General features: G+C 61.3%; 31 protein-coding genes. 28 read left to right on the plus strand and 3 right to left on the minus strand.

Going from position 1 to position 20,727, the window contains the following annotated elements:
* The 13 genes from tuf to BLR85_RS15670 form a co-directional block, all read left to right on the plus strand.
* Window positions 1-1,167 (plus strand): elongation factor Tu (gene tuf, locus BLR85_RS15610; RefSeq protein WP_139188422.1); only part of this gene is annotated, 1,167 nt, incomplete at its 5' end.
* Window positions 1,168-1,301: 134 nt separating this feature from the next.
* Window positions 1,302-1,613 (plus strand): 30S ribosomal protein S10, encoded by a 312-nt coding sequence (gene rpsJ, locus BLR85_RS15615; protein ID WP_068315453.1) that lies wholly within the window; start codon window positions 1,302-1,304, stop codon window positions 1,611-1,613.
* A gap of 15 nt (window positions 1,614-1,628) precedes the next feature.
* Entirely contained in the window at window positions 1,629-2,366 is a 738-nt protein-coding gene (gene rplC, locus BLR85_RS15620; RefSeq protein WP_093157924.1) for a 50S ribosomal protein L3, read from the plus strand.
* Window positions 2,363-2,983 (plus strand): 50S ribosomal protein L4, encoded by a 621-nt coding sequence (gene rplD / locus BLR85_RS15625; RefSeq protein WP_093157927.1) that lies wholly within the window; start codon window positions 2,363-2,365, stop codon window positions 2,981-2,983. The genes rplC and rplD overlap by 4 nt, the downstream gene beginning before the upstream one ends.
* Window positions 2,980-3,276 carry a 50S ribosomal protein L23 gene (locus BLR85_RS15630; RefSeq protein WP_093157930.1) on the plus strand — a complete coding sequence of 99 codons (297 nt, stop codon included), beginning with the start codon at window positions 2,980-2,982 and terminating at the stop codon, window positions 3,274-3,276. Before rplD ends, BLR85_RS15630 begins: the two co-directional genes overlap by 4 nt.
* Before the next feature lie 174 nt (window positions 3,277-3,450).
* The gene (locus BLR85_RS15635) at window positions 3,451-4,152 is read left to right on the plus strand and encodes a hypothetical protein (protein ID WP_093157933.1); all 702 of its coding nucleotides are present in this window, start codon (window positions 3,451-3,453) and stop codon (window positions 4,150-4,152) included.
* 519 nt (window positions 4,153-4,671) lie between these two features.
* Entirely contained in the window at window positions 4,672-5,514 is an 843-nt protein-coding gene (gene rplB / locus BLR85_RS15640; protein ID WP_093157936.1) for a 50S ribosomal protein L2, read from the plus strand.
* Between the two features lie 3 nt (window positions 5,515-5,517).
* On the plus strand, window positions 5,518-5,796 hold the full coding sequence (rpsS, locus tag BLR85_RS15645) for a 30S ribosomal protein S19 (RefSeq protein WP_068315468.1): 279 nt from the start codon (window positions 5,518-5,520) through the stop codon (window positions 5,794-5,796).
* Window positions 5,797-5,802: 6 nt separating this feature from the next.
* The gene (gene rplV / locus BLR85_RS15650; protein ID WP_093157939.1) at window positions 5,803-6,183 is read left to right on the plus strand and encodes a 50S ribosomal protein L22; all 381 of its coding nucleotides are present in this window, start codon (window positions 5,803-5,805) and stop codon (window positions 6,181-6,183) included.
* Window positions 6,183-6,908: a 30S ribosomal protein S3 gene (rpsC, locus tag BLR85_RS15655; RefSeq protein ID WP_093157941.1), complete on the plus strand. Its 726-nt coding sequence runs from the start codon at window positions 6,183-6,185 to the stop codon at window positions 6,906-6,908. The genes rplV and rpsC overlap by 1 nt, the downstream gene beginning before the upstream one ends.
* A 12-nt stretch (window positions 6,909-6,920) precedes the next feature.
* On the plus strand, window positions 6,921-7,334 hold the full coding sequence (rplP, locus tag BLR85_RS15660; RefSeq protein WP_068315476.1) for a 50S ribosomal protein L16: 414 nt from the start codon (window positions 6,921-6,923) through the stop codon (window positions 7,332-7,334).
* A gap of 152 nt (window positions 7,335-7,486) precedes the next feature.
* Window positions 7,487-8,107, plus strand: coding sequence for a 2OG-Fe(II) oxygenase family protein (locus BLR85_RS15665; protein WP_093157944.1), 621 nt, complete (start codon window positions 7,487-7,489; stop codon window positions 8,105-8,107).
* A gap of 244 nt (window positions 8,108-8,351) precedes the next feature.
* Window positions 8,352-8,687 (plus strand): type II toxin-antitoxin system Phd/YefM family antitoxin, encoded by a 336-nt coding sequence (locus BLR85_RS15670; protein ID WP_093157947.1) that lies wholly within the window; start codon window positions 8,352-8,354, stop codon window positions 8,685-8,687.
* Between the two features lie 189 nt (window positions 8,688-8,876).
* Here BLR85_RS15670 and BLR85_RS15675 read toward each other — a convergent pair whose 3' ends face one another.
* Both BLR85_RS15675 and BLR85_RS15680 read right to left on the minus strand, forming a co-directional pair.
* Window positions 8,877-9,482 carry a thermonuclease family protein gene (locus BLR85_RS15675; RefSeq protein ID WP_093157950.1) on the minus strand — a complete coding sequence of 202 codons (606 nt, stop codon included), beginning with the start codon at window positions 9,480-9,482 and terminating at the stop codon, window positions 8,877-8,879.
* A gap of 498 nt (window positions 9,483-9,980) precedes the next feature.
* Window positions 9,981-11,150, minus strand: coding sequence for a hypothetical protein (locus BLR85_RS15680; protein WP_093157953.1), 1,170 nt, complete (start codon window positions 11,148-11,150; stop codon window positions 9,981-9,983).
* Between the two features lie 281 nt (window positions 11,151-11,431).
* Between BLR85_RS15680 and rpmC the strand changes: the two genes are divergently transcribed.
* From rpmC to rpmD, 11 genes are all read left to right on the plus strand, one after another.
* Complete coding sequence (gene rpmC / locus BLR85_RS15685) at window positions 11,432-11,638, plus strand: 50S ribosomal protein L29 (protein ID WP_093158071.1); 207 nt, start codon at window positions 11,432-11,434, stop codon at window positions 11,636-11,638.
* Between the two features lie 4 nt (window positions 11,639-11,642).
* Window positions 11,643-11,873, plus strand: a complete 231-nt coding sequence (gene rpsQ, locus BLR85_RS15690; protein WP_093157955.1) for a 30S ribosomal protein S17 — start codon at window positions 11,643-11,645, stop codon at window positions 11,871-11,873.
* 77 nt (window positions 11,874-11,950) lie between these two features.
* Complete coding sequence (gene rplN, locus BLR85_RS15695) at window positions 11,951-12,319, plus strand: 50S ribosomal protein L14 (protein ID WP_068315491.1); 369 nt, start codon at window positions 11,951-11,953, stop codon at window positions 12,317-12,319.
* A complete protein-coding gene (gene rplX / locus BLR85_RS15700) occupies window positions 12,319-12,624 on the plus strand; it encodes a 50S ribosomal protein L24 (protein ID WP_093157958.1) in 306 nt (101 codons plus the stop codon). Before rplN ends, rplX begins: the two co-directional genes overlap by 1 nt.
* Window positions 12,624-13,187 (plus strand): 50S ribosomal protein L5, encoded by a 564-nt coding sequence (gene rplE / locus BLR85_RS15705; protein ID WP_093157961.1) that lies wholly within the window; start codon window positions 12,624-12,626, stop codon window positions 13,185-13,187. Before rplX ends, rplE begins: the two co-directional genes overlap by 1 nt.
* An 11-nt stretch (window positions 13,188-13,198) precedes the next feature.
* Window positions 13,199-13,504 (plus strand): 30S ribosomal protein S14, encoded by a 306-nt coding sequence (rpsN, locus tag BLR85_RS15710; RefSeq protein WP_093157964.1) that lies wholly within the window; start codon window positions 13,199-13,201, stop codon window positions 13,502-13,504.
* 14 nt (window positions 13,505-13,518) lie between these two features.
* Window positions 13,519-13,908: a 30S ribosomal protein S8 gene (gene rpsH / locus BLR85_RS15715; RefSeq protein WP_093157967.1), complete on the plus strand. Its 390-nt coding sequence runs from the start codon at window positions 13,519-13,521 to the stop codon at window positions 13,906-13,908.
* A 12-nt stretch (window positions 13,909-13,920) separates the two neighbouring features.
* Entirely contained in the window at window positions 13,921-14,454 is a 534-nt protein-coding gene (gene rplF, locus BLR85_RS15720) for a 50S ribosomal protein L6 (protein ID WP_093157970.1), read from the plus strand.
* Window positions 14,455-14,465: 11 nt separating this feature from the next.
* On the plus strand, window positions 14,466-14,825 hold the full coding sequence (gene rplR, locus BLR85_RS15725; RefSeq protein WP_093157973.1) for a 50S ribosomal protein L18: 360 nt from the start codon (window positions 14,466-14,468) through the stop codon (window positions 14,823-14,825).
* Between the two features lie 115 nt (window positions 14,826-14,940).
* Window positions 14,941-15,534, plus strand: a complete 594-nt coding sequence (gene rpsE / locus BLR85_RS15730) for a 30S ribosomal protein S5 (RefSeq protein WP_093157976.1) — start codon at window positions 14,941-14,943, stop codon at window positions 15,532-15,534.
* Between the two features lie 13 nt (window positions 15,535-15,547).
* Entirely contained in the window at window positions 15,548-15,733 is a 186-nt protein-coding gene (gene rpmD, locus BLR85_RS15735; RefSeq protein ID WP_068315515.1) for a 50S ribosomal protein L30, read from the plus strand.
* A 56-nt stretch (window positions 15,734-15,789) separates the two neighbouring features.
* Here the strand turns inward: rpmD and BLR85_RS29180 are convergent, their stop codons facing one another.
* Complete coding sequence (locus BLR85_RS29180; RefSeq protein ID WP_170844594.1) at window positions 15,790-15,960, minus strand: hypothetical protein; 171 nt, start codon at window positions 15,958-15,960, stop codon at window positions 15,790-15,792.
* Window positions 15,961-16,115: 155 nt separating this feature from the next.
* Here BLR85_RS29180 and BLR85_RS15740 point away from each other — a divergent pair, with 155 nt between their 5' ends.
* The 4 genes from BLR85_RS15740 to secY all read left to right on the plus strand — a co-directional run bounded on the left by BLR85_RS15740 (window position 16,116) and on the right by secY (window position 20,583).
* Window positions 16,116-17,963 (plus strand): glycerophosphodiester phosphodiesterase family protein, encoded by a 1,848-nt coding sequence (locus BLR85_RS15740; RefSeq protein ID WP_093157979.1) that lies wholly within the window; start codon window positions 16,116-16,118, stop codon window positions 17,961-17,963.
* Complete coding sequence (locus BLR85_RS15745) at window positions 17,950-18,516, plus strand: hypothetical protein (protein WP_093157982.1); 567 nt, start codon at window positions 17,950-17,952, stop codon at window positions 18,514-18,516. The genes BLR85_RS15740 and BLR85_RS15745 overlap by 14 nt, the downstream gene beginning before the upstream one ends.
* 137 nt (window positions 18,517-18,653) lie before the next feature.
* Window positions 18,654-19,127, plus strand: a complete 474-nt coding sequence (gene rplO, locus BLR85_RS15750; protein WP_093157985.1) for a 50S ribosomal protein L15 — start codon at window positions 18,654-18,656, stop codon at window positions 19,125-19,127.
* 100 nt (window positions 19,128-19,227) lie between these two features.
* Window positions 19,228-20,583: a preprotein translocase subunit SecY gene (gene secY / locus BLR85_RS15755; RefSeq protein ID WP_093157987.1), complete on the plus strand. Its 1,356-nt coding sequence runs from the start codon at window positions 19,228-19,230 to the stop codon at window positions 20,581-20,583.
* The last annotated feature ends 144 nt before the right edge of the window (window positions 20,584-20,727 follow it).

Consider the following 20,727-nt stretch of genomic DNA (forward strand, 5'->3'; position numbering starts at 1 on the left):
GAAAAGTTTGACCGCAGCAAACCGCACGTGAACATCGGCACGATTGGTCACGTTGACCACGGCAAGACGACGTTGACGGCGGCGATCACGAAGTATTTTGGCGACTTCAAGGCCTATGACCAGATCGACGGCGCGCCCGAAGAGAAGGCCCGCGGGATCACGATCTCGACCGCCCACGTCGAGTACGAGACCGACACCCGCCACTATGCCCACGTTGACTGCCCCGGCCACGCCGACTACGTCAAGAACATGATCACCGGTGCTGCCCAGATGGACGGCGCGATCCTGGTCGTGTCGGCCGCCGATGGCCCGATGCCGCAGACTCGCGAGCACATCCTGCTCGGCCGCCAGGTCGGCATCCCCTACATGGTCGTCTACATGAACAAGGCCGACCAGGTGGACGATCCCGAGCTGCTCGAGCTGGTGGAAATGGAAATCCGCGAGCTTCTGGAGAGCTATGAGTACCCGGGCGACGATATCCCGATCATCACCGGTTCCGCGCTGGCCGCGATGGAAGGCCGTGATCCGGAGATGGGTGAGAACTCGATCCGTGCGCTTCTGGCCGCCGTCGACGAGTACATCCCGACGCCCGAGCGTGCCGTCGACCAGCCGTTCCTGATGCCGATCGAGGACGTGTTCTCGATCTCCGGCCGCGGCACGGTTGTGACCGGTCGTGTCGAGCGTGGCGTGATCAATGTTGGCGACGAGATCGAGATCGTCGGCATCCGCGACACCAAGAAGACCACCTGCACGGGTGTCGAGATGTTCCGCAAGCTGCTGGACCGCGGCGAAGCCGGCGACAACATCGGTGCGCTGCTGCGCGGTGTCGACCGTGAGGGCGTCGAGCGTGGCCAGGTTCTCTGCAAGCCGGGCTCCGTGACCCCGCACACGAAGTTCGAAGCCGAGGCCTACATCCTGACCAAGGAAGAAGGCGGCCGTCACACCCCGTTCTTCGCCAACTACCGTCCGCAGTTCTACTTCCGTACCACGGACGTGACCGGCACGGTGACGCTGGCCGAGGGCACCGAGATGGTGATGCCGGGCGACAACGTTTCGTTCACGGTTGACCTGATCGCGCCGATCGCGATGGAAGAGAAGCTCCGCTTCGCCATCCGCGAAGGCGGCCGCACCGTCGGCGCCGGCGTCGTCTCCAAGATCCTCGAGTAATCTCTCGAACGATCGACGAATTCGGGGTGGGCCTCATGGCCTGCCCCACCCTTTTGATCCGGGTTCGAAGCCGGGTGTGGAATGAGCCGCATTCGACCTCTCAACCCCAATGCCGAGAACAAGGCTGACTGACAATGCAAAGCCAGAACATCCGCATCCGGCTGAAGGCGTTTGACTACCGAGTGCTGGACGCCAGCACGCAGGAAATCGTCAATACCGCCAAGCGGACGGGCGCACAGGTGCGTGGCCCGATCCCGTTGCCGAACAAGGTTGAGAAATTCACGGTTCTCCGTGGACCTCACATCGACAAGAAATCGCGCGACCAGTGGGAGATCCGTACCCACAAGCGTCTGCTCGACATCGTGGACCCGACTCCGCAGACCGTGGACGCGCTGATGAAGCTCGACCTGGCTGCCGGCGTCGATGTCGAAATCAAGCTGAACTAAGGAGGGCATCAGATCATGCGCTCTGGAGTTATCGCCAAGAAGGTGGGCATGACCCGCCTTTTCCTCGAGGACGGAAAGCAGATCCCTGTGACCGTTCTTCAACTCGACAACCTGCAGGTCGTCGACCAGCGCACCATGGACCGCGACGGGTATACCGCCGTGCAGCTGGGCGCCGGTTCGGCCAAGGCCAAGCGGACCTCGCAAGCCATGCGCGGTCACTTCTCTGCTGCCAACGTTGCGCCCAAGCGCAAGGTGGCCGAGTTCCGCGTGGACCCGGACAACCTGATCGAGATCGGCGCCGAGATTTCCGCCGAGCACTACATCGAAGGCCAGAAGGTCGACGTTAGTGGCACCTCGATCGGTAAAGGTTTTGCCGGTGCCATGAAGCGGCACAACTTCGGCGGTCTGCGCGCCTCGCACGGCGTGTCGATCTCGCACCGTTCGCACGGTTCCACCGGTCAGTGTCAAGACCCGGGCCGCGTGTTCAAGGGCAAGAAGATGGCCGGTCACATGGGTGCTGCCCGTGTTACCACCCAGAACCTGGAAGTCGTTCGTATCGACGCCGACCGTGGCCTGATCATGGTCAAGGGCGCCGTGCCGGGCTCCAAGGGTGGCTGGGTCACCATCAAGGACGCCGTCAAGAAGAAGCTGCCGGAAGGCGTGCCGTTCCCGGCCGCGATCAAGGCCGCTGAAGCTGCCGCCGTCGCCGAGGCTCCGGCCGAAGCGCCTGCTGAAGGGGGTGCGGAAGAATGAAACTTGATGTGATCAAGCTCGACGGCGGGGCCGCCGGCGACGTGGAACTGTCCGAAGAGATCTTCGGCCTGGAGCCCCGTGCCGACATCCTGCACCGCGTGGTCCGCTGGCAGCGCAACAAGGCGCAGGCCGGTACCCACAAGGTCAAGACCCGCTCGGAAACCAGCTACTCGACCAAGAAGATCTATCGCCAGAAGGGCACCGGTGGCGCTCGCCACGGCGACCGCAACGCGCCGATCTTCCGCAAGGGTGGTATCTACAAGGGCCCGACCCCGCGCAGCCATGCCCACGACCTTCCCAAGAAGGTCCGCAAGCTCGGCCTGAAGCACGCGCTGTCGTCCAAGGTGGCCTCCGGCAACCTCGTGATCATCGAGACCGCGGCGCTGGACGAAGCCAAGACCAAGATCCTGGCCAAGCAGGTCAAGGAACTCGGCTGGAAGCGTGTGTTGATCATCGATGGCTCGGAAGTGAACGAAAACTTCGCTCGCGCCGCTGCCAATATCGAAGGTCTGGACGTGCTGCCCTCGATCGGTGCCAACGTCATGGACATCCTCAAGCGTGACACGCTCGTGATCACGAAAGCGGGTGTCGAAGCTCTGGAGGCCCGTCTGAAATGAGCGTGAAAGCCGAATTTTACGACGTGATCCGCAAGCCCGTCATCACCGAGAAGGCCACCATGGCCTCCGAGGCGAATGCCGTGGTCTTCGAGGTCGCCATCGACGCCAACAAGCCGCAGATCAAGGAAGCCGTCGAAGGTCTCTTTGGTGTGAAGGTGAAAGCGGTCAACACGACCGTCACCAAGGGCAAGGTCAAGCGTTTCCGGGGCCAGCTCGGCAAGCGCAAGGCAGTCAAGAAAGCCTATGTGACCCTCGAAGAGGGTAACACGATCGACGTGTCCACCGGCCTCTGAGGCTAGGGACAGATCGGAAGAATGGGGCCCCTCGCCGGAAGGCGGGGGGCTTTCTTGTTCAACGATGGATCTTGTTACGACGTTCCAAGGTATGGTTGCAGTATCTGAAGGCTGGATTTAGTTTTGGCGAAGCGCCCTTCCGTGGACGGTGGTAGCGACAAAGGAACGTAACAAGTGAGCGAAGAATTTCCTGAACTTCCTGACGACAATGAACTCGCGTTTTTGCAGTTAGAAGCGGAGTTCAGAAGAGATTTTACAGAAAATATAAATTCGAACCAGTCTGCGTGGAAATTCGATGCTACTGACTACATGAATAAGACGCTTGCGGCAGCAAGAGCTCTTGAAATCGATTCTTTGTTCCGTTGGCAAGGAACTCATCTGGGCGGTTCGGATTTTGATGAGGTTTTCTGGGAGTTTTACAGAGAAGTTGATAGCGTCTTAATCCATATCCGAGTTCAAGGTTCCCGTCGTTCGAATCATAATTCTGTTGGGCTAACAGACGCGCAAAAGACAAAGATACATGCGCTGATCGAAAAAATCCGCACAGCAGTTGAAGAGTCGTACGCTGAAACGGGCAAGAAGGAGCGCCTGTTCGAAATACTGGCGACTCTTGCAAAAGAAGTGAGCAAACCAAGAACGGCGTTGGCACGCTTTGGCGATCTTGCTCGCGGCTTGGCTGGAATTAGCAGGAACCTCGCTGGAGAAGGTGCTGAGCCGTGGTGGAAATGGGCTAAGATTATCTTCGGCGAAGTGGATGATGCAAAGGAAAGAGAGCCACATTTGCCCAAGCCCGCGGAAGCAAAGAGGATCGAGCCGCCTCGCAAGGAACTTCCGAAGCCTAAGGCGCAAGATCTAGGCGATGAAATCCCGTTTTAGATTGGTTTCTCCTGACCGATTCTCAGGAATCCCAGCACGGAATCAAGGCGAAGCCGCCGTGCCAGCGCCTGCCCGTCCCGGCGGGCTGGCGCTTTGGCGAAGCCAGTGCCGCGTGTCGAGCATCTTCGGATCGTCACGATAAAGGGAGAGGCGCAGGCGTTGGAGCGCCATCCCACGGGCAGGCGATGCCATGGCTACCGTTGGTACAAGGGCGTAGGAGCGTTCGCCGGGCTTGCGCGGCGCCACCGGGGCCACGGTCCCGGCTGACCCCAAGGGCAGGTGTTGGCACGGCCTACGGTCGCGGCGGGTTTCCACGTGGTTTCTGCCGGGAATCGCTTGACCCGCCCTGCTCCTTTCCATAAGAGGACCCATCGCCGTGGCCCCGGAGTCTTCCGGGGCTTTGGTTTTGTTCGAAAGAACGATAGCCTGGGGACCTCTCACGAGGGCCCTATACCCAGGCCGCAAGGCCCATACATAGCGGGGCGCAAAGCCCAGCAAAGCTAACGGAAGACAGAAAGCATGGCACTCAAGTCGTACAAGCCGACGACGCCGGGCCAGCGCGGGCTGGTGCTGATCGACCGTTCGGAGCTGTGGAAAGGACGCCCCGTCAAATCCCTTACCGAGGGTCTGACGAAGAAGGGTGGCCGGAACAACACCGGACGTATTACTGCACGACGCCGCGGTGGCGGGGCGAAACGCCTCTATCGTATCGTCGATTTCAAGCGCAACAAGTTCGACCTGGCGGCAACCGTCGAGCGGATCGAGTACGATCCGAACCGGACCGCCTTCATTGCGCTGATCAAGTATGAAGATGGCGAGCAGGCCTACATCCTTGCCCCGCAGCGTCTCGCTATCGGTGACCAGGTCGTGGCCGGCTCCAAGGTGGACGTGAAGCCAGGCAACGCGATGCCTTTCTCGGGCATGCCCATCGGTACCATCGTGCACAACATCGAGCTGAAGCCCGGCAAGGGTGGTCAGATCGCGCGCGCCGCGGGCACCTATGCCCAGTTCGTCGGCCGTGACGGTGGCTACGCCCAGATCCGCCTCAGCTCGGGCGAACTGCGCCTGGTGCGTCAGGAATGCATGGCCACCATTGGTGCCGTGTCGAACCCGGACAACTCGAACCAGAATCTCGGCAAGGCCGGTCGTGTCCGCCACATGGGCAAGCGTCCGTCGGTCCGTGGTGTCGTGATGAACCCGATCGATCACCCGCATGGTGGTGGTGAAGGCCGGACCTCTGGTGGTCGTCACCCGGTCACCCCGTGGGGCAAGCCGACCAAGGGTGCGCGCACCCGCAACACCAACAAGGCGTCGCAGAAACTCATCGTGCGTTCGCGCCACGCCAAGAAGAAGGGTCGCTGATAGATGTCGCGTTCCGTTTGGAAAGGTCCCTTCGTCGACAGTTACGTGTTGAAGAAGGCCGAAAAATCCCGTGAGTCGGGCCGCAACGAGGTCATCAAGATCTGGTCGCGCCGCTCCACCATCCTGCCGCAGTTCGTTGGTCTCACCTTCGGTGTGTACAACGGCCAGAAGCACATTCCGGTCAACGTGTCCGAGGACATGATCGGCCAGAAGTTCGGCGAATACGCTCCGACCCGTACCTATTATGGTCACGCGGCGGACAAGAAAGCCAAGAGGAAGTAATCCACCATGGGCAAGGAAAAGAATCCCCGCCGCGTGGCGGAGAACGAGGCGATGGCCAAGGTGCGCATGCTCCGTACTTCGCCGCAGAAGCTGAACCTCGTAGCGGCGATGATCCGCGGCAAGAAGGTTGAAAAGGCCCTGACGGACCTGACCTTCTCGAAGCGCCGGATCGCCGAGGACGTGAAGAAATGCCTTCAGTCCGCGATCGCCAACGCCGAGAACAACCACAACCTGGACGTTGACGAGCTGATCGTCGCGGAAGCCTGGGTCGGCAAGAACCTGGTCATGAAGCGCGGTCGTCCGCGGGCGCGTGGTCGATATGGTCGGATCAACAAGCCGTTCTCGGAACTGACCATCAAGGTCCGCCAGGTCGAGGAGCAAGCCTAATGGGTCATAAAGTAAATCCGATCGGCATGCGCCTGCAGGTGAACCGCACCTGGGACAGCCGCTGGTACGCCGACACCAAGGACTTCGGAAACCTGCTGCTCGAAGATGTCGCGATCCGCGACTTCATCGAGAAGGAATGCAAGCAGGCCGGTGTTTCCAAGGTGATCATCGAGCGCCCGCACAAGAAGTGCCGCGTTACGATCCACACCGCCCGCCCCGGCGTTATCATCGGCAAGAAAGGCGCGGATATCGAAACCCTGCGCAAGAAGCTTGCGAAGATGACCGCCAGCGAAGTGCACCTCAATATCGTCGAGGTCCGCAAGCCTGAGCTGGACGCGGCGCTGGTCGCCGAATCCATTGCCCAGCAGCTGGAGCGTCGCGTGTCCTTCCGCCGTGCCATGAAGCGTGCGGTCCAGAATTCGATGCGCATGGGTGCCCTCGGCATCCGGGTCAACGTCGCCGGCCGCCTTGGTGGTGCGGAGATCGCCCGGACCGAATGGTACCGTGAAGGCCGTGTGCCCCTGCACACCCTGCGTGCCGACATTGATTATGCAACCTCCGAGGCCATGACCCCCTACGGGATCATCGGAATCAAGGTCTGGATCTTCAAGGGCGAGATCATGGAGCACGACCCGTCGGCTCGTGATCGCAAGGCTCAAGAGCTTCAGGATGCTCCCGGGCCGCGTGGTTCCGGTGGCGGTGGCCGCCGTGACCGTGACCGGTAAGGAGTAGAAAAAATGCTGCAACCGAAGCGCACAAAATTCCGCAAGCTCCACAAGGGCCGGATCAAGGGCGAAGCCAAGGGCGGGTCTGACCTGAACTTTGGCCATTATGGCCTCAAGGCGATCCAGCCCGAGCGCATCACCGCGCGCCAGATCGAAGCCGCCCGTCGGGCCATGACGCGTCACATGAAGCGTCAGGGTCGCGTCTGGATCCGGATCTTCCCGGATACCCCGGTTACCTCCAAGCCGACCGAAGTTCGGATGGGTAAAGGTAAGGGCTCGGTGGATTACTGGGCCGCCAAGGTCAAGCCCGGCCGCGTGATGTTCGAGATCGACGGTGTGACCGACGAGGTCGCCCGCGAGGCTCTGCGTCTGGCCGCGATGAAGCTGCCGATCAAGACCCGGATCGTTGCTCGGGAAGACTGGTAAGTCTTTCAGAACGCGAACGGTTTTGCGGAAAACGACGATTTCTGCGGACCGTCAGCCGGTAAAGTTAGAGAGCCCCCGCTGAGAGCAGCGGGGGTTTTCCTTTTTCGGCCTTTCCGGCTATTCCGAGTTCAAACAACCTGCCCGAGGAGCCCATGCCCCAGATCGAGTCTCTCTTCGTTACCCGTCTTTACCGTGCTGAACTCAGGGAGTTCGGGAAGCCCATCGACCCGCAGGAGTTGGAGAATTCCTGTCTTGTCATCGCGCAGGATGACGAGGCGGGGCAGACCTGGTGCGAGGAGAATGGGTATCCGGGTTACACGTCCTATGCGTCGCTGACGGATCTGCCCTGGCGGTTTCCGGTCTTTGCCGATCTGAAGGAAGCGTTGGATCGGCATGTTGTTGAATTTGCGGAAGATTTGGAGTTCGACCTCGATGGGCGGAAGCTGGTTCTGGAGGATCTCTGGATCAACATTCTGCCGGAGGGCGGGACGCATAGCTCGCATCTGCATCCGCATTCGGTGATCTCGGGGACGACTTACGTGTCGATGCCGGAGGGGGCGTCTGCGCTGAAGCTGGAAGACCCGCGGTCGGCGCGGATGATGGCGGCGCCGCCAAGAAAAAAAGGGGCGCGGCGGGAGTTGCAGACGTTCATCCACATGAAACCGAAGGTGGGCGAGGTGCTGCTCTGGGAGAGCTGGCTGCGCCACGAGGTGCCGCTGAACATGGCCGAGGACGAGCGGATCAGCGTGAGCTTCAATTACCGCTGGGATTGAGCGGAATTCCGGTCGTTTTGCACGAAACCGCGGACGGGTTTGACCGAAAATCGGACCTATAGGACCTGTTTTGCGACCGAAACCCCGCTCGGAAGACGTATTGGAGAGGCCCGAACCCGGATTGGGTCGCTTTTTCGGTCAATCCGAGGCGGGGTTTTGACCGATAGTTCGACCGAAAGGCGTGGCCGGTGTCAGCGCGCGCCGGGTTAACACTCCCGAAACCGGGCTGGGGTCAGATGCGGGCATGGCCGAGATGACCCCCGCCCCGCATATCAAGACCCAGATGATCCCGCTCAGCGAGTTCCGCACGCAGATCGCGATGTGGACGGCGCGGGTCTCGCATATCTCCGAACGCATCCTGCTGACCAAACACGGCCGCCCCTTCGCAGCCGTGGTCTCGATGCGCGACCTGGAGATGATCGAGCGGTTCGACAGCCGATCGGTCGAGCGGTTGCGACAGGATTTCGAGGAGACGGCCCGCCGGTTCGAAGCTGCGCAGGAGGCGGGGCGGGAGGGCGCACGGGCGGCGGGGTATCCCGGCTCCGGGGAGGGCGGGTATCGTGGTGTGTTTGAGGATTGAGGGGGGGCGAAGCGCTGGAATGTCTCCTTCCGGTCATCCGATGGTTTTTGTTGGATGACCGGCTCGAACCCGCAACAGAAATATACTCGTCCTCTTGTGTCGAGCTCACGTTAGCGAAAGCACCGAGCAGAAAGCCAACGTTGCCAGTGCAGCTGACGAGGTCCGGCGATACGAAAAGACAGGACGTTTTTATATAGATTGCCTTTCCTCGAATTTTTTCCAAACGTGCATTTTTCCCTTTTGGCGAGCATCGGCAAGAAAGAGCTTCTTGCGAACATCTGACGGCTCTAAGTTCCGGTAAAGACCGCCCGAGAATTTTGGCCAATCAATGGCCAAGCCTTGTTTGACCATCTCTGCTGATAGATCTCGCCCGTCCGAAAGGTAGCATCGCGCTACCGTTCGACCATAGTCATCCATTTCAGAAATCTCTGCTCGGACGGTGTGTCCTTTGCACAGCCTATGCAAAGCCCATTTGGCGTTCTTTCCGTAGGGATGATTCAGTTCGGGCGCATCGATCCCGAACAAGCGGATCTGCGTATTCTGGACTTTTATTGTATCGCCATCGACTATCCAGGCCGGGCCTGACAAAATGCGCGCCGCATGCGACTGCTCCGCACTTTTTTCGTCAAATCGCGTTGGTTGATCCGTTTTGGTTTCAGTGGAAGGCTTTGGGTTTGGACGCAATTCTGAAGGCGTCTCAACTGCTGGTGTGCTGGTTTTGTTCTTGAACCGGCTCGGCCTAAAGGCGAGATAAAAGACACCGAGGATGAACAAACCGCCAAATAAAACTTCCATCAGCAATAACTTTCGTCACCGGTCCTTCTCTAGTCGGAACTTTTTTTGTGTCGGTTTACAAACAGACCGCGGGTCTATGCGGTTACGGAGATTGTTACCTCTTTAAATAGAAGGGGGGCGATAGGATTGAATGTCGCGTACTTCCGTGACGCAATCGTTAACGCGAGCAAATTGGCTTGTCGAAGAAAGCTTCCATCCCGGTTCGTGCACTGGGAACGATACGCGTAGGGGCGCGCCCGATTCTGGGTGGGCGCTTCGCGGCGCTTGTGGCCTGCGATTTATCCTAAAGCCCCGAAAGACGTCTGTGCGGTGGATGACATCGCCAAGGCGCCCTCCCGGGGGGAGGGTCGGGCGCGGCCCGGGCTGGACGCCCGGGCCAAGGTTGGAAATGAGGTGCCTCGCTCCGGCGGAGTGGATGCCCTCCCGGGGTCGGGTGCGTCCCGAGCTGGTCTCCCGGTCGTTTCCGATACGAGTCGAAGCCTCGTCGCGTTTGTAGGCTTACCCTTCGAGGAGGGTCTTGAGCGCGTTGAACAGGTCGAGTTCCGGGTAGGGGATCATGATTCCGAACGGGCCGAGGCTGGCTTGGGCAAGAACGACGAGCAGCATGGTTGCGATGGTCAGCGGGGCCAGTCGGGAAAGGATGCCGGGATTCAAGCGTGCTGCCGCAAGCAGCATCACCGCCAGGTTCCCGTTGATCATTGCGAGCCAGCGCCCGTGGTCGTGTCCGAAGAGGACCAGAGCGATGGGGCAGAAGCAGAGCAGGACGCTCATGCTGCGCAGGTAGCCAAGTCCGGTTCTGGCCGGTTGAAGGATTGCGAAGAAGATCACGGTCTGGAGGCCCAGAATTGTCAGGGCGATCAATGCGAGGAACGCGCGTTCCTTGGTCAGGGCTCTTTGCAAGGTGTAGCGCATGTTCTCTTCCAGGTTCCGGAAGTGGACTTCCAGCGATGGATTGCTGACTTCGAAATCGGCGCGCTGTTGAAGTGCGGATTTCGCTTCTTCGAAGGTCATGTGGTCCGAAAGGCTGGAATGGCCGGCGAGGAATGTGACCAGCACGATTGCGGCGGCGCAGGAGAGGAGGGGAACGAGGCTGGTTCGGGAGAATGGGTGGTGCAGGAGCCACAGGGCAAGCGCAGCGGGGGCGATCCAGAAGAAGAACGCTTCGTGGATCAGGATCGCGAGTATGGACAGGAATGTGATGGTGAGAAGCGCGGGGATCGGGTGCAGCTTCCCGGTCGCGAGAAAAGCCGCGCAGAGCAGCAGGAAGCCGTAGACGTCGAAACGGCCGGTATCGAAGAAGAACTGCTGAACGATGCCGCTTCCCGACAGGAGCATCAGCCCGAAGGCCAATGCCGCCATGTCGGCGGTTTGGGTGTCGTCGGGGCCAGTTTGGTTCGCGCGGACGGTGCGAAGGATGAGGGTGCAGAAGGCCACGCTTGCCGCCATGGAAACGACGATATGGGTCATCCAGACGGACCGAAGGCCAACCTCGTCGGAGACAAGGGCGTGCAGGCTCCCCATGAAGCCGCGCTTGATAAAGCCGTGCTCATAGGTGAAGAGCCAGTGCGTTGCCGTCCAGGGCGAGGAGGCGGGCGAGATGCTTGTAACGACGAGGATGAACAGCGCGAGGAACAGGGCGACGCCAACGGGCGGTCTGGGGTGAGTCATGAAATCGCTTTCCGCCGACATGCACTTGCCGCTCGCGGTCCTGCATGCAGCATTCTGGCCCGGAGATTGGCGCAAACTCGCCTGATGGCAAAGGGCTTTGTGCGCGCGGAGGCATCGCAGGCCTTTTTTCCTTGCCCCCGCGTAGACTCACCCTTATAGAGCGGCATCTCACGGATTCCCGGCGACGGGATTCGTGTGTGTTGACGTCTAATCATCCGTCAGGTCTCGAGTGACCCTGAGCAATCCAGGGGCTCACTGGCGTTTTGAGAAAGGAAATGGCGATGAACGCCACTGAACTTCGCGATCAGACTCCGGACCAGCTCCGCGAGAAACTGACCGATCTGAAAAAAGAAGCCTTCAACCTGCGTTTCCAGCAGGCGACAGGCGCCATGGAAAGCACTGCACGTATGCGTCAGGTTCGCCGTGACGTTGCCCGTGTGAAGACCGTCCTTAACGAAAAAGCGGCTGGTGCCGCTTCGGAGGCTTGATCCAATGCCCAAGCGTATCCTCACCGGCACCGTGACCTCGGACAAGAACGAGCAGACCGTGACCGTTCTGGTCGAACGTCGTTACAAGCACCCGCTGCTTGCCAAGACCATTCGTTCGTCCAAGAAATATCGCGCCCATGACGCGAAAAACGAATTCAAGATTGGCGATCAAGTCCGCATCCAGGAATGCGCGCCGATTTCGAAGACGAAGCGCTGGGAGGTGATCTCGGCCTGAGGCCGGTTCACAGACCAGTTTGATCGAAACCCTGGGGGGAAGAGCAAGAACATCCCCCAAAGGTCGGGAGAAACCTAATGATCCAGATGCAGACCAATCTGGATGTCGCTGACAACTCCGGTGCTCGCCGGGTTCAGTGCATCAAGGTCCTCGGCGGCTCGAAGCGGAAATACGCATCCGTGGGCGACATCATCGTGGTGTCGGTCAAGGAAGCTATCCCGCGCGGCCGTGTGAAGAAGGGTGACGTGCGTAAAGCAGTCGTCGTCCGGACCGCCAAGGAAGTTCGTCGTGAGGATGGCACCGCCATTCGTTTCGACCGCAACGCTGCTGTTATTCTCGGTAATAACGGCGAGCCGATCGGCACCCGTATCTTCGGCCCGGTCGTGCGCGAGCTGCGTGCGAAGAACTTCATGAAGATCATCTCGCTTGCCCCGGAGGTGCTGTAATGGCTGCCAAACTCCGCAAAGGTGACACCGTCGTTGTTCTTGCTGGCAAGGACAAGGGCAAGACCGGTGAAATTGAGAAAGTCGATCCGAAGGCCGGCAAGGCCATCGTCGGCGGCATCAACATCTCCGTTCGCCACACCAAGCAGACCCAGAATTCGAAGGGCGGCCGTATCGCGACTGCGATGCCTGTCGACCTGTCGAACCTGGCTATCGTCGATGCCAACGGCAAGGCGACCCGCGTTGGCTTCCGCGAGGAAGACGGCAAGAAAGTCCGCTTCGCCAAGACCACGGGAGACGCGATCTGATGCTTGACGCTGCCGATTACACCCCGCGCCTCAAGGCTGTCTACAAGGACACGATCCGCGCCGCGCTGAAGGAAGAATTCTCGTACAAGAACGAGATGATGATCCCGAAGCTGGAGAAGATCGTTCTGAACATCGGCGCTGGCACGGAATCCGTGAAGGACTCCAAGAAAGCCAAGACCGCTGCCGATGATCTGACCGCGATTGCCGGTCAGCAGGCCGTCGTGACCATGGCCAAGAAGTCGATCGCGACCTTCCGCGTGCGCGAAGGTATGCCGCTCGGCGCCAAGGTGACCCTCCGCGGTGACCGGATGTACGAATTCCTCGATCGCCTGATCACCATCGCGCTGCCGCGCGTCCGCGACTTCCGCGGCGTCTCCGGCAAGTCGTTCGATGGTCGTGGCAACTATGCCATGGGCCTCAAGGAACACATCGTCTTCCCCGAAATCGACTTCGACAAGGTCGATGAGAACTGGGGTCTGGACATCGTTATCTGCACTTCCGCTCCGACGGATGCGGAAGCCAAGGCGCTGTTGAAGCATTTCAACATGCCGTTCAACAGCTGAGGGACTGACCTATGGCTAAGAAAAGCATGATCGAGCGCGAGAAGAAGCGCGAGGCGCTGGTGGCAAAGTATGCCGCCAAGCGTGTTGCGCTGAAAGAAATCGCGAATGACGAAGATCTTCCGATGGAAGAGCGCTTCAAGGCCCGGCTGAAGCTGGCCAAGCTGCCGCGCAATTCCTCGGCCACCCGCCTGCACAACCGTTGCCAGGTCTCGGGGCGTCCGAAGGCTTACTACCGTAAGCTGAAGATGAGCCGGATCGCGCTGCGGGACCTTGCCTCCGAAGGCAAGATCCCCGGCATGGTCAAGTCCAGCTGGTAAGGGAGGAGATATAAATGAACGATCCTCTTGGTGATATGCTGACCCGTATCCGCAACGCTCAGATGCGCGGCAAGTCCACGGTTCGCACCCCCGCTTCCAAGCTTCGCGCCTGGGTTCTGGATGTGCTGGCCGACGAGGGCTACATCCGTGGCTACGAGAAGGTTGAGGACACTCAGCACCCCGAAATCGAAATCTCGCTCAAGTATTACGAGGGCACCCCGGTCATTCGCGAACTCAAGCGCGTTTCCAAGCCGGGTCGCCGCGTGTACATGAGCGTGAATGACATCCCCTCGGTCCGTCAGGGCCTGGGCGTCTCCATCGTCTCCACGTCCAAGGGCGTGATGTCGGATGCAGCGGCTCGCTCCAACAATGTTGGTGGCGAAGTTCTCTGCACCGTCTTCTAAGGAGGTCTGACCATGTCTCGTATTGGTAAGAAACCGGTCGAGCTGCCGTCGGGCGTTTCCGCGTCCCTCTCCGGCCAGACCATCGAGGTGAAGGGTCCGAAAGGCACCCTGAGCTTCACCGCAACCGACGATGTGACCATCACCATCGACGACAGCACCATCTCCGTCGAGCCGCGTGGGTCTTCCAAGCGTGCCCGCCAGCAGTGGGGCATGTCTCGCACGATGGTTGGCAACATGGTGACCGGCGTGACCGATGGCTTCAAGCGCGAGCTTGAGATCCAGGGTGTTGGTTATCGTGCCCAGATGGCCGGGAACGCTCTCAAGCTGAACCTCGGCCTGTCGCATGACGTCGAGTTCGAAGTGCCGGCCGGTGTGACCGTGACCTGCCCGAAGCAGACCCAGATCGTCGTGGAAGGCATCGACCCGCAGCTCGTGGGTCAGGTTGCCGCGAACATTCGCGAGTGGCGGAAGCCGGAGCCCTACAAGGGCAAGGGCATTCGCTATGCTGGCGAATTTATCTTCCGCAAGGAAGGCAAGAAGAAGTAAGGACGAAATAGATGGCAAACAGCAAACGGACCCTGTTCCTGAAGCGCCGCCTGCGCGTCCGGAACAAACTTCGCAAGAGCAATGTCGGCAAGCTGCGCCTTTCGGTGTTCCGCTCCGGCAAGAACATCAGCGCTCAGCTGATCGACGACGTTCAGGGCAAGACCCTGGCCGCGGCCTCCTCCCTGGAGAAGGATCTCGGTGTCGTCGGCAAGAACAACGTGGAGGCCGCCGGCAAGGTGGGCGCCGCGATTGCAGAGCGTGCCAAGGCAGCCGGTATCGAAGAGTGCTACTTCGATCGCGGTGGCTTCCTCTTCCACGGCAAGGTGAAGGCTCTGGCCGAAGCCGCGCGTGAAGGTGGTCTGAAGTTCTGATCCCTGCGGAGGGCTTTCGGGCCCTCCCGATGATCCGGGGGCCTCGCAATAGCGGGGCTCACTTGGATTGAGAAAACCATGGCCGCAAGCGGCCCATGAGAAAAAGGAATGCCGAATGGCAAGAGAACCCAATCAACGCCGGGGTAACCGTCGCGAACGCGAGGAAACACCGGAATTTGCAGATCGCTTGGTTGCGATCAACCGCGTCTCCAAGACCGTCAAGGGTGGTAAGCGTTTCGGCTTCGCTGCGCTCGTGGTCGTTGGCGACCAGAAGGGCCGCGTCGGCTTCGGCAAGGGCAAGGCCAAGGAGGTCCCCGAGGCCATCCGCAAGGCCACCGAGCAAGCCAAGCGCCAGATGATCCGCGTTCCGCTGCGCGAAGGCCGCACCCTGCACCACGACATCGAAGGTCGTCACGGTGCCGGTCGCGTCGTGATGCGCACCGCCCCGCAAGGTACCGGTATCATCGCCGGTGGTCCGACGCGTGCCGTGTTCGAGATGCTGGGTATTCATGACGTCGTCGCCAAGTCGATCGGCTCGCAGAACCCCTACAACATGATCCGCGCCACCATCGACGGCCTGAAGAAGGAATCCAGCCCCCGCATGGTCGCGCAGCGTCGCGGCAAGAAGGTGGCCGATATCCTGAAGAAGGACGAGGTGCCCGCCGCTGACGCTCCGGCCGAAGCTGCCGAAGCCCCGGTCGAAGCGTAAGGAGTAGCGAGACATGGCAACCATCGTCGTCAAGCAGATCGGCTCTCCGATCCGTCGCCCCGCCGTCCAGCGCCAGACGCTGATCGGGCTGGGCCTAAACAAGATGCACAAGACCCGCGAGCTGGAAGACACCCCTTCCGTGCGCGGCATGGTCAACAAGATCCCGCATCTGGTCGAGATCATCGAAGAGCGCGAGTAAGCGTCCTTCGAAACTGATTTGAAGCGCCCCGGAGCCTGGCTCCGGGGCGTTTTCGTTTAACGGGCCGGGTTTTCGCCCTGGCAGCCGCAATCGAGGCCGACATCGCGCCGCAAATGCGGCGAGAGCGACAGACGTTCGATCTGGCTGGCGCGGCAGATCGAGGCGATCTCGGATTCGATGTCCCGCGGGAGGGCGCGGGGCGTTTGGCGAAAAAGCCGTTTCAACATGGGGTTTCCTTTCGTGGATTCGGAATGTTGGACGAGGCTAATTCCTCAACCCAACTTGAGATCAAGGCATTTTCCGCAAGATCCGCGCGTGCAGAGGATCGACGTTACTCGTGCGTAAGGCTAGCCTCTCCCCGTGGTCTGAGGGGAGGGACGTCATGATCAACATGCCAATGCGCGCGGTTTCAGATGCTTTTCACGACGCCTGGCGTCTGCGCTGGCCGTTCCTGCTGTCGCGGCTTGTGTTCGGCCTCCTGGTGCTGTTGCTGCTCGCGCCGGTGACGTCCGTCGCCCTGCGCGGGGCGATTGCGCTGTCCGGCAAACCGGCGTTGTCGGATTTCGACATCGCGATGTTCCTGTTTTCGCCGGTCGGATTCGCGGCCTTGCTGCTGGTCGGCGCGCTTGTGCTGACCAGCTACGTGCTCAACGTCGCCTTCATGATGGCAATCGCGCTGCACGCCCGCCGTAACGGCGAGCGGCGTTTCGAGGAGGGCGTGGCCAATATCCTGCCGCGCTTCCGGGCCATTCTGGGCTTTGCCGTCCGGTTGATATTGCGGATTGTCGGGATCGTGCTGCCATTCGTGGCGATCGCGGCGCTGATCGCCGGGAAATACCTGTCGGAGTACGACATCAACTATTACCTCTCCGAACGTCCACCCGAGTTCCTGCAGGCGGTCGGGGCCATCGGCGCCGTTCTCGCCGTGATGCTGGTGCTGCTGTTCCGCGCCCTGCTCAGCTGGGCTTTCGCCCTTCCGCTGGTCCTGTTCGAGAGTGTGCGGCCCGGCGAGAGCTTCGCGCTCAGCAGTGCGGAGATGAAGGGGCGGCGGCTGGATCTTCTGCTCGCCGTTCTGGCGTGGGGCGTGATCTCGGCGCTGGCGGTGTCCATCGTCTTTGGCATCGCGAGCGTCGCCGCCAACCTGGTGGTCGATGCCGTCGCGCCGGACCTGAAGGCGCTGGCGGCGGCGTTGCTGATCATTCTCGCGGCCTGGTCGCTGGTCAACCTGCTGGTCACGGCGACGACCACGGGCGCGCTGGCCTGCCTGTTGATGGAGCGCGCCGGCTGGCCGGGCACCGAGGGCGTGCGCCCGAGCGGCCGGGAAAGCCGCACCCTGCTGCGCAGCGTCCTTCTCGGCGGCGCGGCTGTCGCGGCGGTGCTTGCGGCTCTTGGCGCGGCGAATCTGTTCACCTTCAAGACCGAGGACGCCGTCGAGGTGATCGCGCATCGCGGCGCTGCGGGCGCGCGGCCGGAGAACACCATGGCCGCCTTTGCCCTTGCGATCGAGGACAAGGCGGATTGGATCGAGCTGGACGTGCAGGAGAGTGCCGAGGGGGCGGTGATCGTCGTTCATGACAGCGATTTCATGAAGCTCGCCGGCAACCCGCTGAAGGCATGGGATGCGACGGCGGCGGAGCTGGCGGAGATCGATATCGGGAGTTGGTTCGCGTCGGATTATGCCGGCGAGCGGACGCCGCTGCTGTCCGACGTTCTGGAACTGACCCGGGGCACCGAGTCCGGCGTGCTGATCGAGCTGAAATATTACGGTCATGACGAGATGCTGGAGCAACGTGTTGCCGATGTCGTCGAAGCGGCGGGGATGGAGGATCGGGTCCAGTTGATGAGCCTGAAATACGAGGCGGTGCAGAAGATGAAGGCGCTGCGGCCGGACTGGACAGTCGGCCTTCTGGCCTCCGCGACGGTTGGGCGGCCATGGGAGCTTGAGGCGGATTTCCTTGCCATGAACATGGGGCTGGTCTCGCACAGCCTCGTCCGCTCTACGCAGGCGGCCGGAAAACGGGTCCATGTCTGGACGGTGAATGACCCGCTGGCGATGTCGGAAATGCTGAGCCTCGGGGTGGACGGCCTGATCACGGACGAGCCGGCGCTGGCCCGGCAGGTAATCGCGCAGCGCGCGGAACTGCGGACGCTGGAGCGGATCGTGCTGGCGCTGGGAAGCCGGCTCGGGCTCGTGACCAGCGACAAGGAGTACCGCGATGGCTCGCCGTAACATCCTGGCCCTGCTGTTGGTTTTCTCGGGCGGCGGCGTTGCCGCGCAGGATTGGAGCGAACAGCTCTCGCGAACGCTGGAGCTGCCTTCCCACCAGTGGCTGGAAACGCTGCGGAGCACGCCCGAGGTGACGCTGAACGATTTCACCACGGATGGCTGTAGCGGCGGCATGTCGAGCCTCTGGGCGTTCTTCGCCGAGCGCTACCCGTCCTTTGTCGAGGCGCTCGGCGGGCACCCGCCCTGGGAGGAATGCTGCGTGACCCATGACCGGGCCTATCACACGGGCGGGCCGGATCCGGCGGCGGAGGCCAGCTACGAGGCGCGGCTGGAGGCCGACCGGGTGCTGCGCGAATGCGTGCGGGAGACCCAGAGCGCGCAGGATTCGATTCTTCGCGACGAATACGGCCTGAGCGAGCCACAGGTCCGCGCGGCCTATGGCGCCGTTGCGGCGGGCATGTACCAGGCGGTCCGCCTCGGCGGCGGGCCCTGCACCGGCCTGCCGTGGCGTTGGGGCTATGGCTACCCGCAATGCTGGCAAAAGCCGGACGAGTAGCAGGCAATGCACTTGAAACAGGGACGCCGGGCGTGTAAACGCGCCCGGTGGTCCCTATAGATCCGACTCAATCAACAAGAAATGCCGTGTTCGGCCGCTCCCGTCGCTGGGGGCCGCATCCGGCAAGGAGAAGCGACATGAAACTGCACGAACTCAGCCCCGCCGCGGGCTCGACCCCGACCAAGAAGCGCATCGCCCGTGGTGCCGGTTCCGGCAAGGGCAAGACCGCCGGTCGTGGTATCAAGGGTCAGAAATCCCGCTCGGGTGTGGCTCTGAACGGCTACGAAGGCGGCCAGATGCCGCTCTACATGCGTCTGCCCAAGCGTGGCTTCAACAAGCCGAACCGCAAGGCCTGGGCCGTCGTGAACCTCGGCATCCTTCAGAAATTCATCGACGCCGGCAAGATCGACACCTCCGCGCCGGTCACCGAAGAAGTGCTCGTCGCTTCCGGCCTCGTGCGCCGTCAACTGGACGGTGTCCGGGTTCTGGCCAAGGGCGATTTCTCGGCCAAGGTCGAGCTTCAGGTCTCCGGCGCCTCCAAGTCGGCCGTCGAAGCCGTCGAGAAGGCTGGCGGCTCGCTGACTGTCACGAAGGCGGCAGCGGCCGAATAAGAGGTTGTGGGGGACGACGATGCCCCTTACTTAACCTTCAGTTTTCCAGCGCCGCCGACCGGGAAACGGTTCGGCGGCGCATGCACAAGAGAGACCGCGAATGGCATCTGCAGCAGAGCAAATGGCGGCGAACATGAGCTGGGGTGCGCTTGGTAAAGCGACCGAGCTCCGCCAGCGCATCTTCTTCACCATCGGGCTCCTGATCGTCTATCGCCTCGGCACCTATATCCCGGTGCCCGGCATTGACGGTGGGGCGCTCCGCGACTTCATGGATCAGGCCGCGTCCGGTTTGGGCGGCATCCTGACCATGTTCACCGGCGGCGCGCTTGGCCGGATGGGCATCTTCGCCCTCGGCATCATGCCCTATATCTCGGCCTCGATCATCATCCAGCTGCTGGCCTCCATGGTGCCAGCGCTGGAGCAGTTGAAGAAAGAGGGCGAACAGGGCCGCAAGAAGATCAACCAGTACACGCGCTACGGCACCGTGTTCCTGGCCACCTTCCAGGCCTATGGCCTTGCGGTCAGCCTCGAGGCGGGTGGGCTTGCCCATGATCCGGGCTGGTTCTTCCGCGCGGCCGTGCTGATCACGCTGGTCGGCGGCACGATGTTCCTGATGTGGCTGGGCGAGCAGATCACCGCCCGTGGCATCGGCAACGGCATTTCGCTGATCATCTTCGTTGGCATCGTCGCCGAGATCCCCGCGGCCCTGGCACGTTTCCTTGCTTCCGGCCGCTCCGGCGCGATTTCGCCGGTGGTGATCATCGGGATCATCCTGATGATGGTCGCGCTTGTGGCCTTCGTGGTCTTCATGGAGCGCGCGCTGCGCAAGATCCACATCCAGTACCCACGCCGGCAAGTCGGCATGAAGGTCTATGACGGCGGCTCCTCGCACCTGCCCGTCAAGGTGAACCCCGCGGGTGTTATCCCGGCGATCTTCGCCTCCTCGCTGCTGCTGTTGCCGACGACGATCTCGACCTTCTCGGGCGGCAATACCGGTGCGGTCATGTCAACGCTGCTGGCCTATTTCGGTCCTGGACAGCCGCTCTACCTGCTGTTCTTCGCTTCGATGATCGTCTTCTTCACCTATTTCTACACGCTCAACGTGTCGTTCAAGGTGGATGATGTCGCCGACAACCTGAAGAACCAGAACGGCTTTGTGCCGGGTATCCGCCCGGGAAAGAAGACGGCGGAGTATCTCGAATATGTCGTGATGCGCGTGCTGGTGCTCGGTTCGGCCTACCTCGCTCTGGTGGCGCTGTTGCCGGAGATCCTGCGCAGCCAGCTCTCGATCCCGTTCTATTTCGGCGGCACCTCGGTCCTCATCGTCGTCTCGGTGACGATGGACACGATCCAGCAGGTCCAGTCGCACATGCTGGCCCACCAGTACGAGGGCCTGATCGAGAAATCGAACCTGCGCGGCAAGAAACGCCAGCGCAAGGCGCCCACGCGCCGCTGAGCGACGGTTCGGAACGAATGAACGAACGGGCGCCTGCGGGCGCCCGTTTTCGTTTCGGACTTGGGGCGTTGCTCGAATCCCCGACAGAAGTTACCTTGGGGAAATTGCTGCGAAGACGTTGAAACTTCCCTTTCCCGCGCGAGG

It is taken from the genome of Aliiruegeria lutimaris, from assembly GCF_900099935.1.
GTDB classification, from domain to species: Bacteria; Pseudomonadota; Alphaproteobacteria; order Rhodobacterales; family Rhodobacteraceae; genus Tropicimonas; species Tropicimonas lutimaris.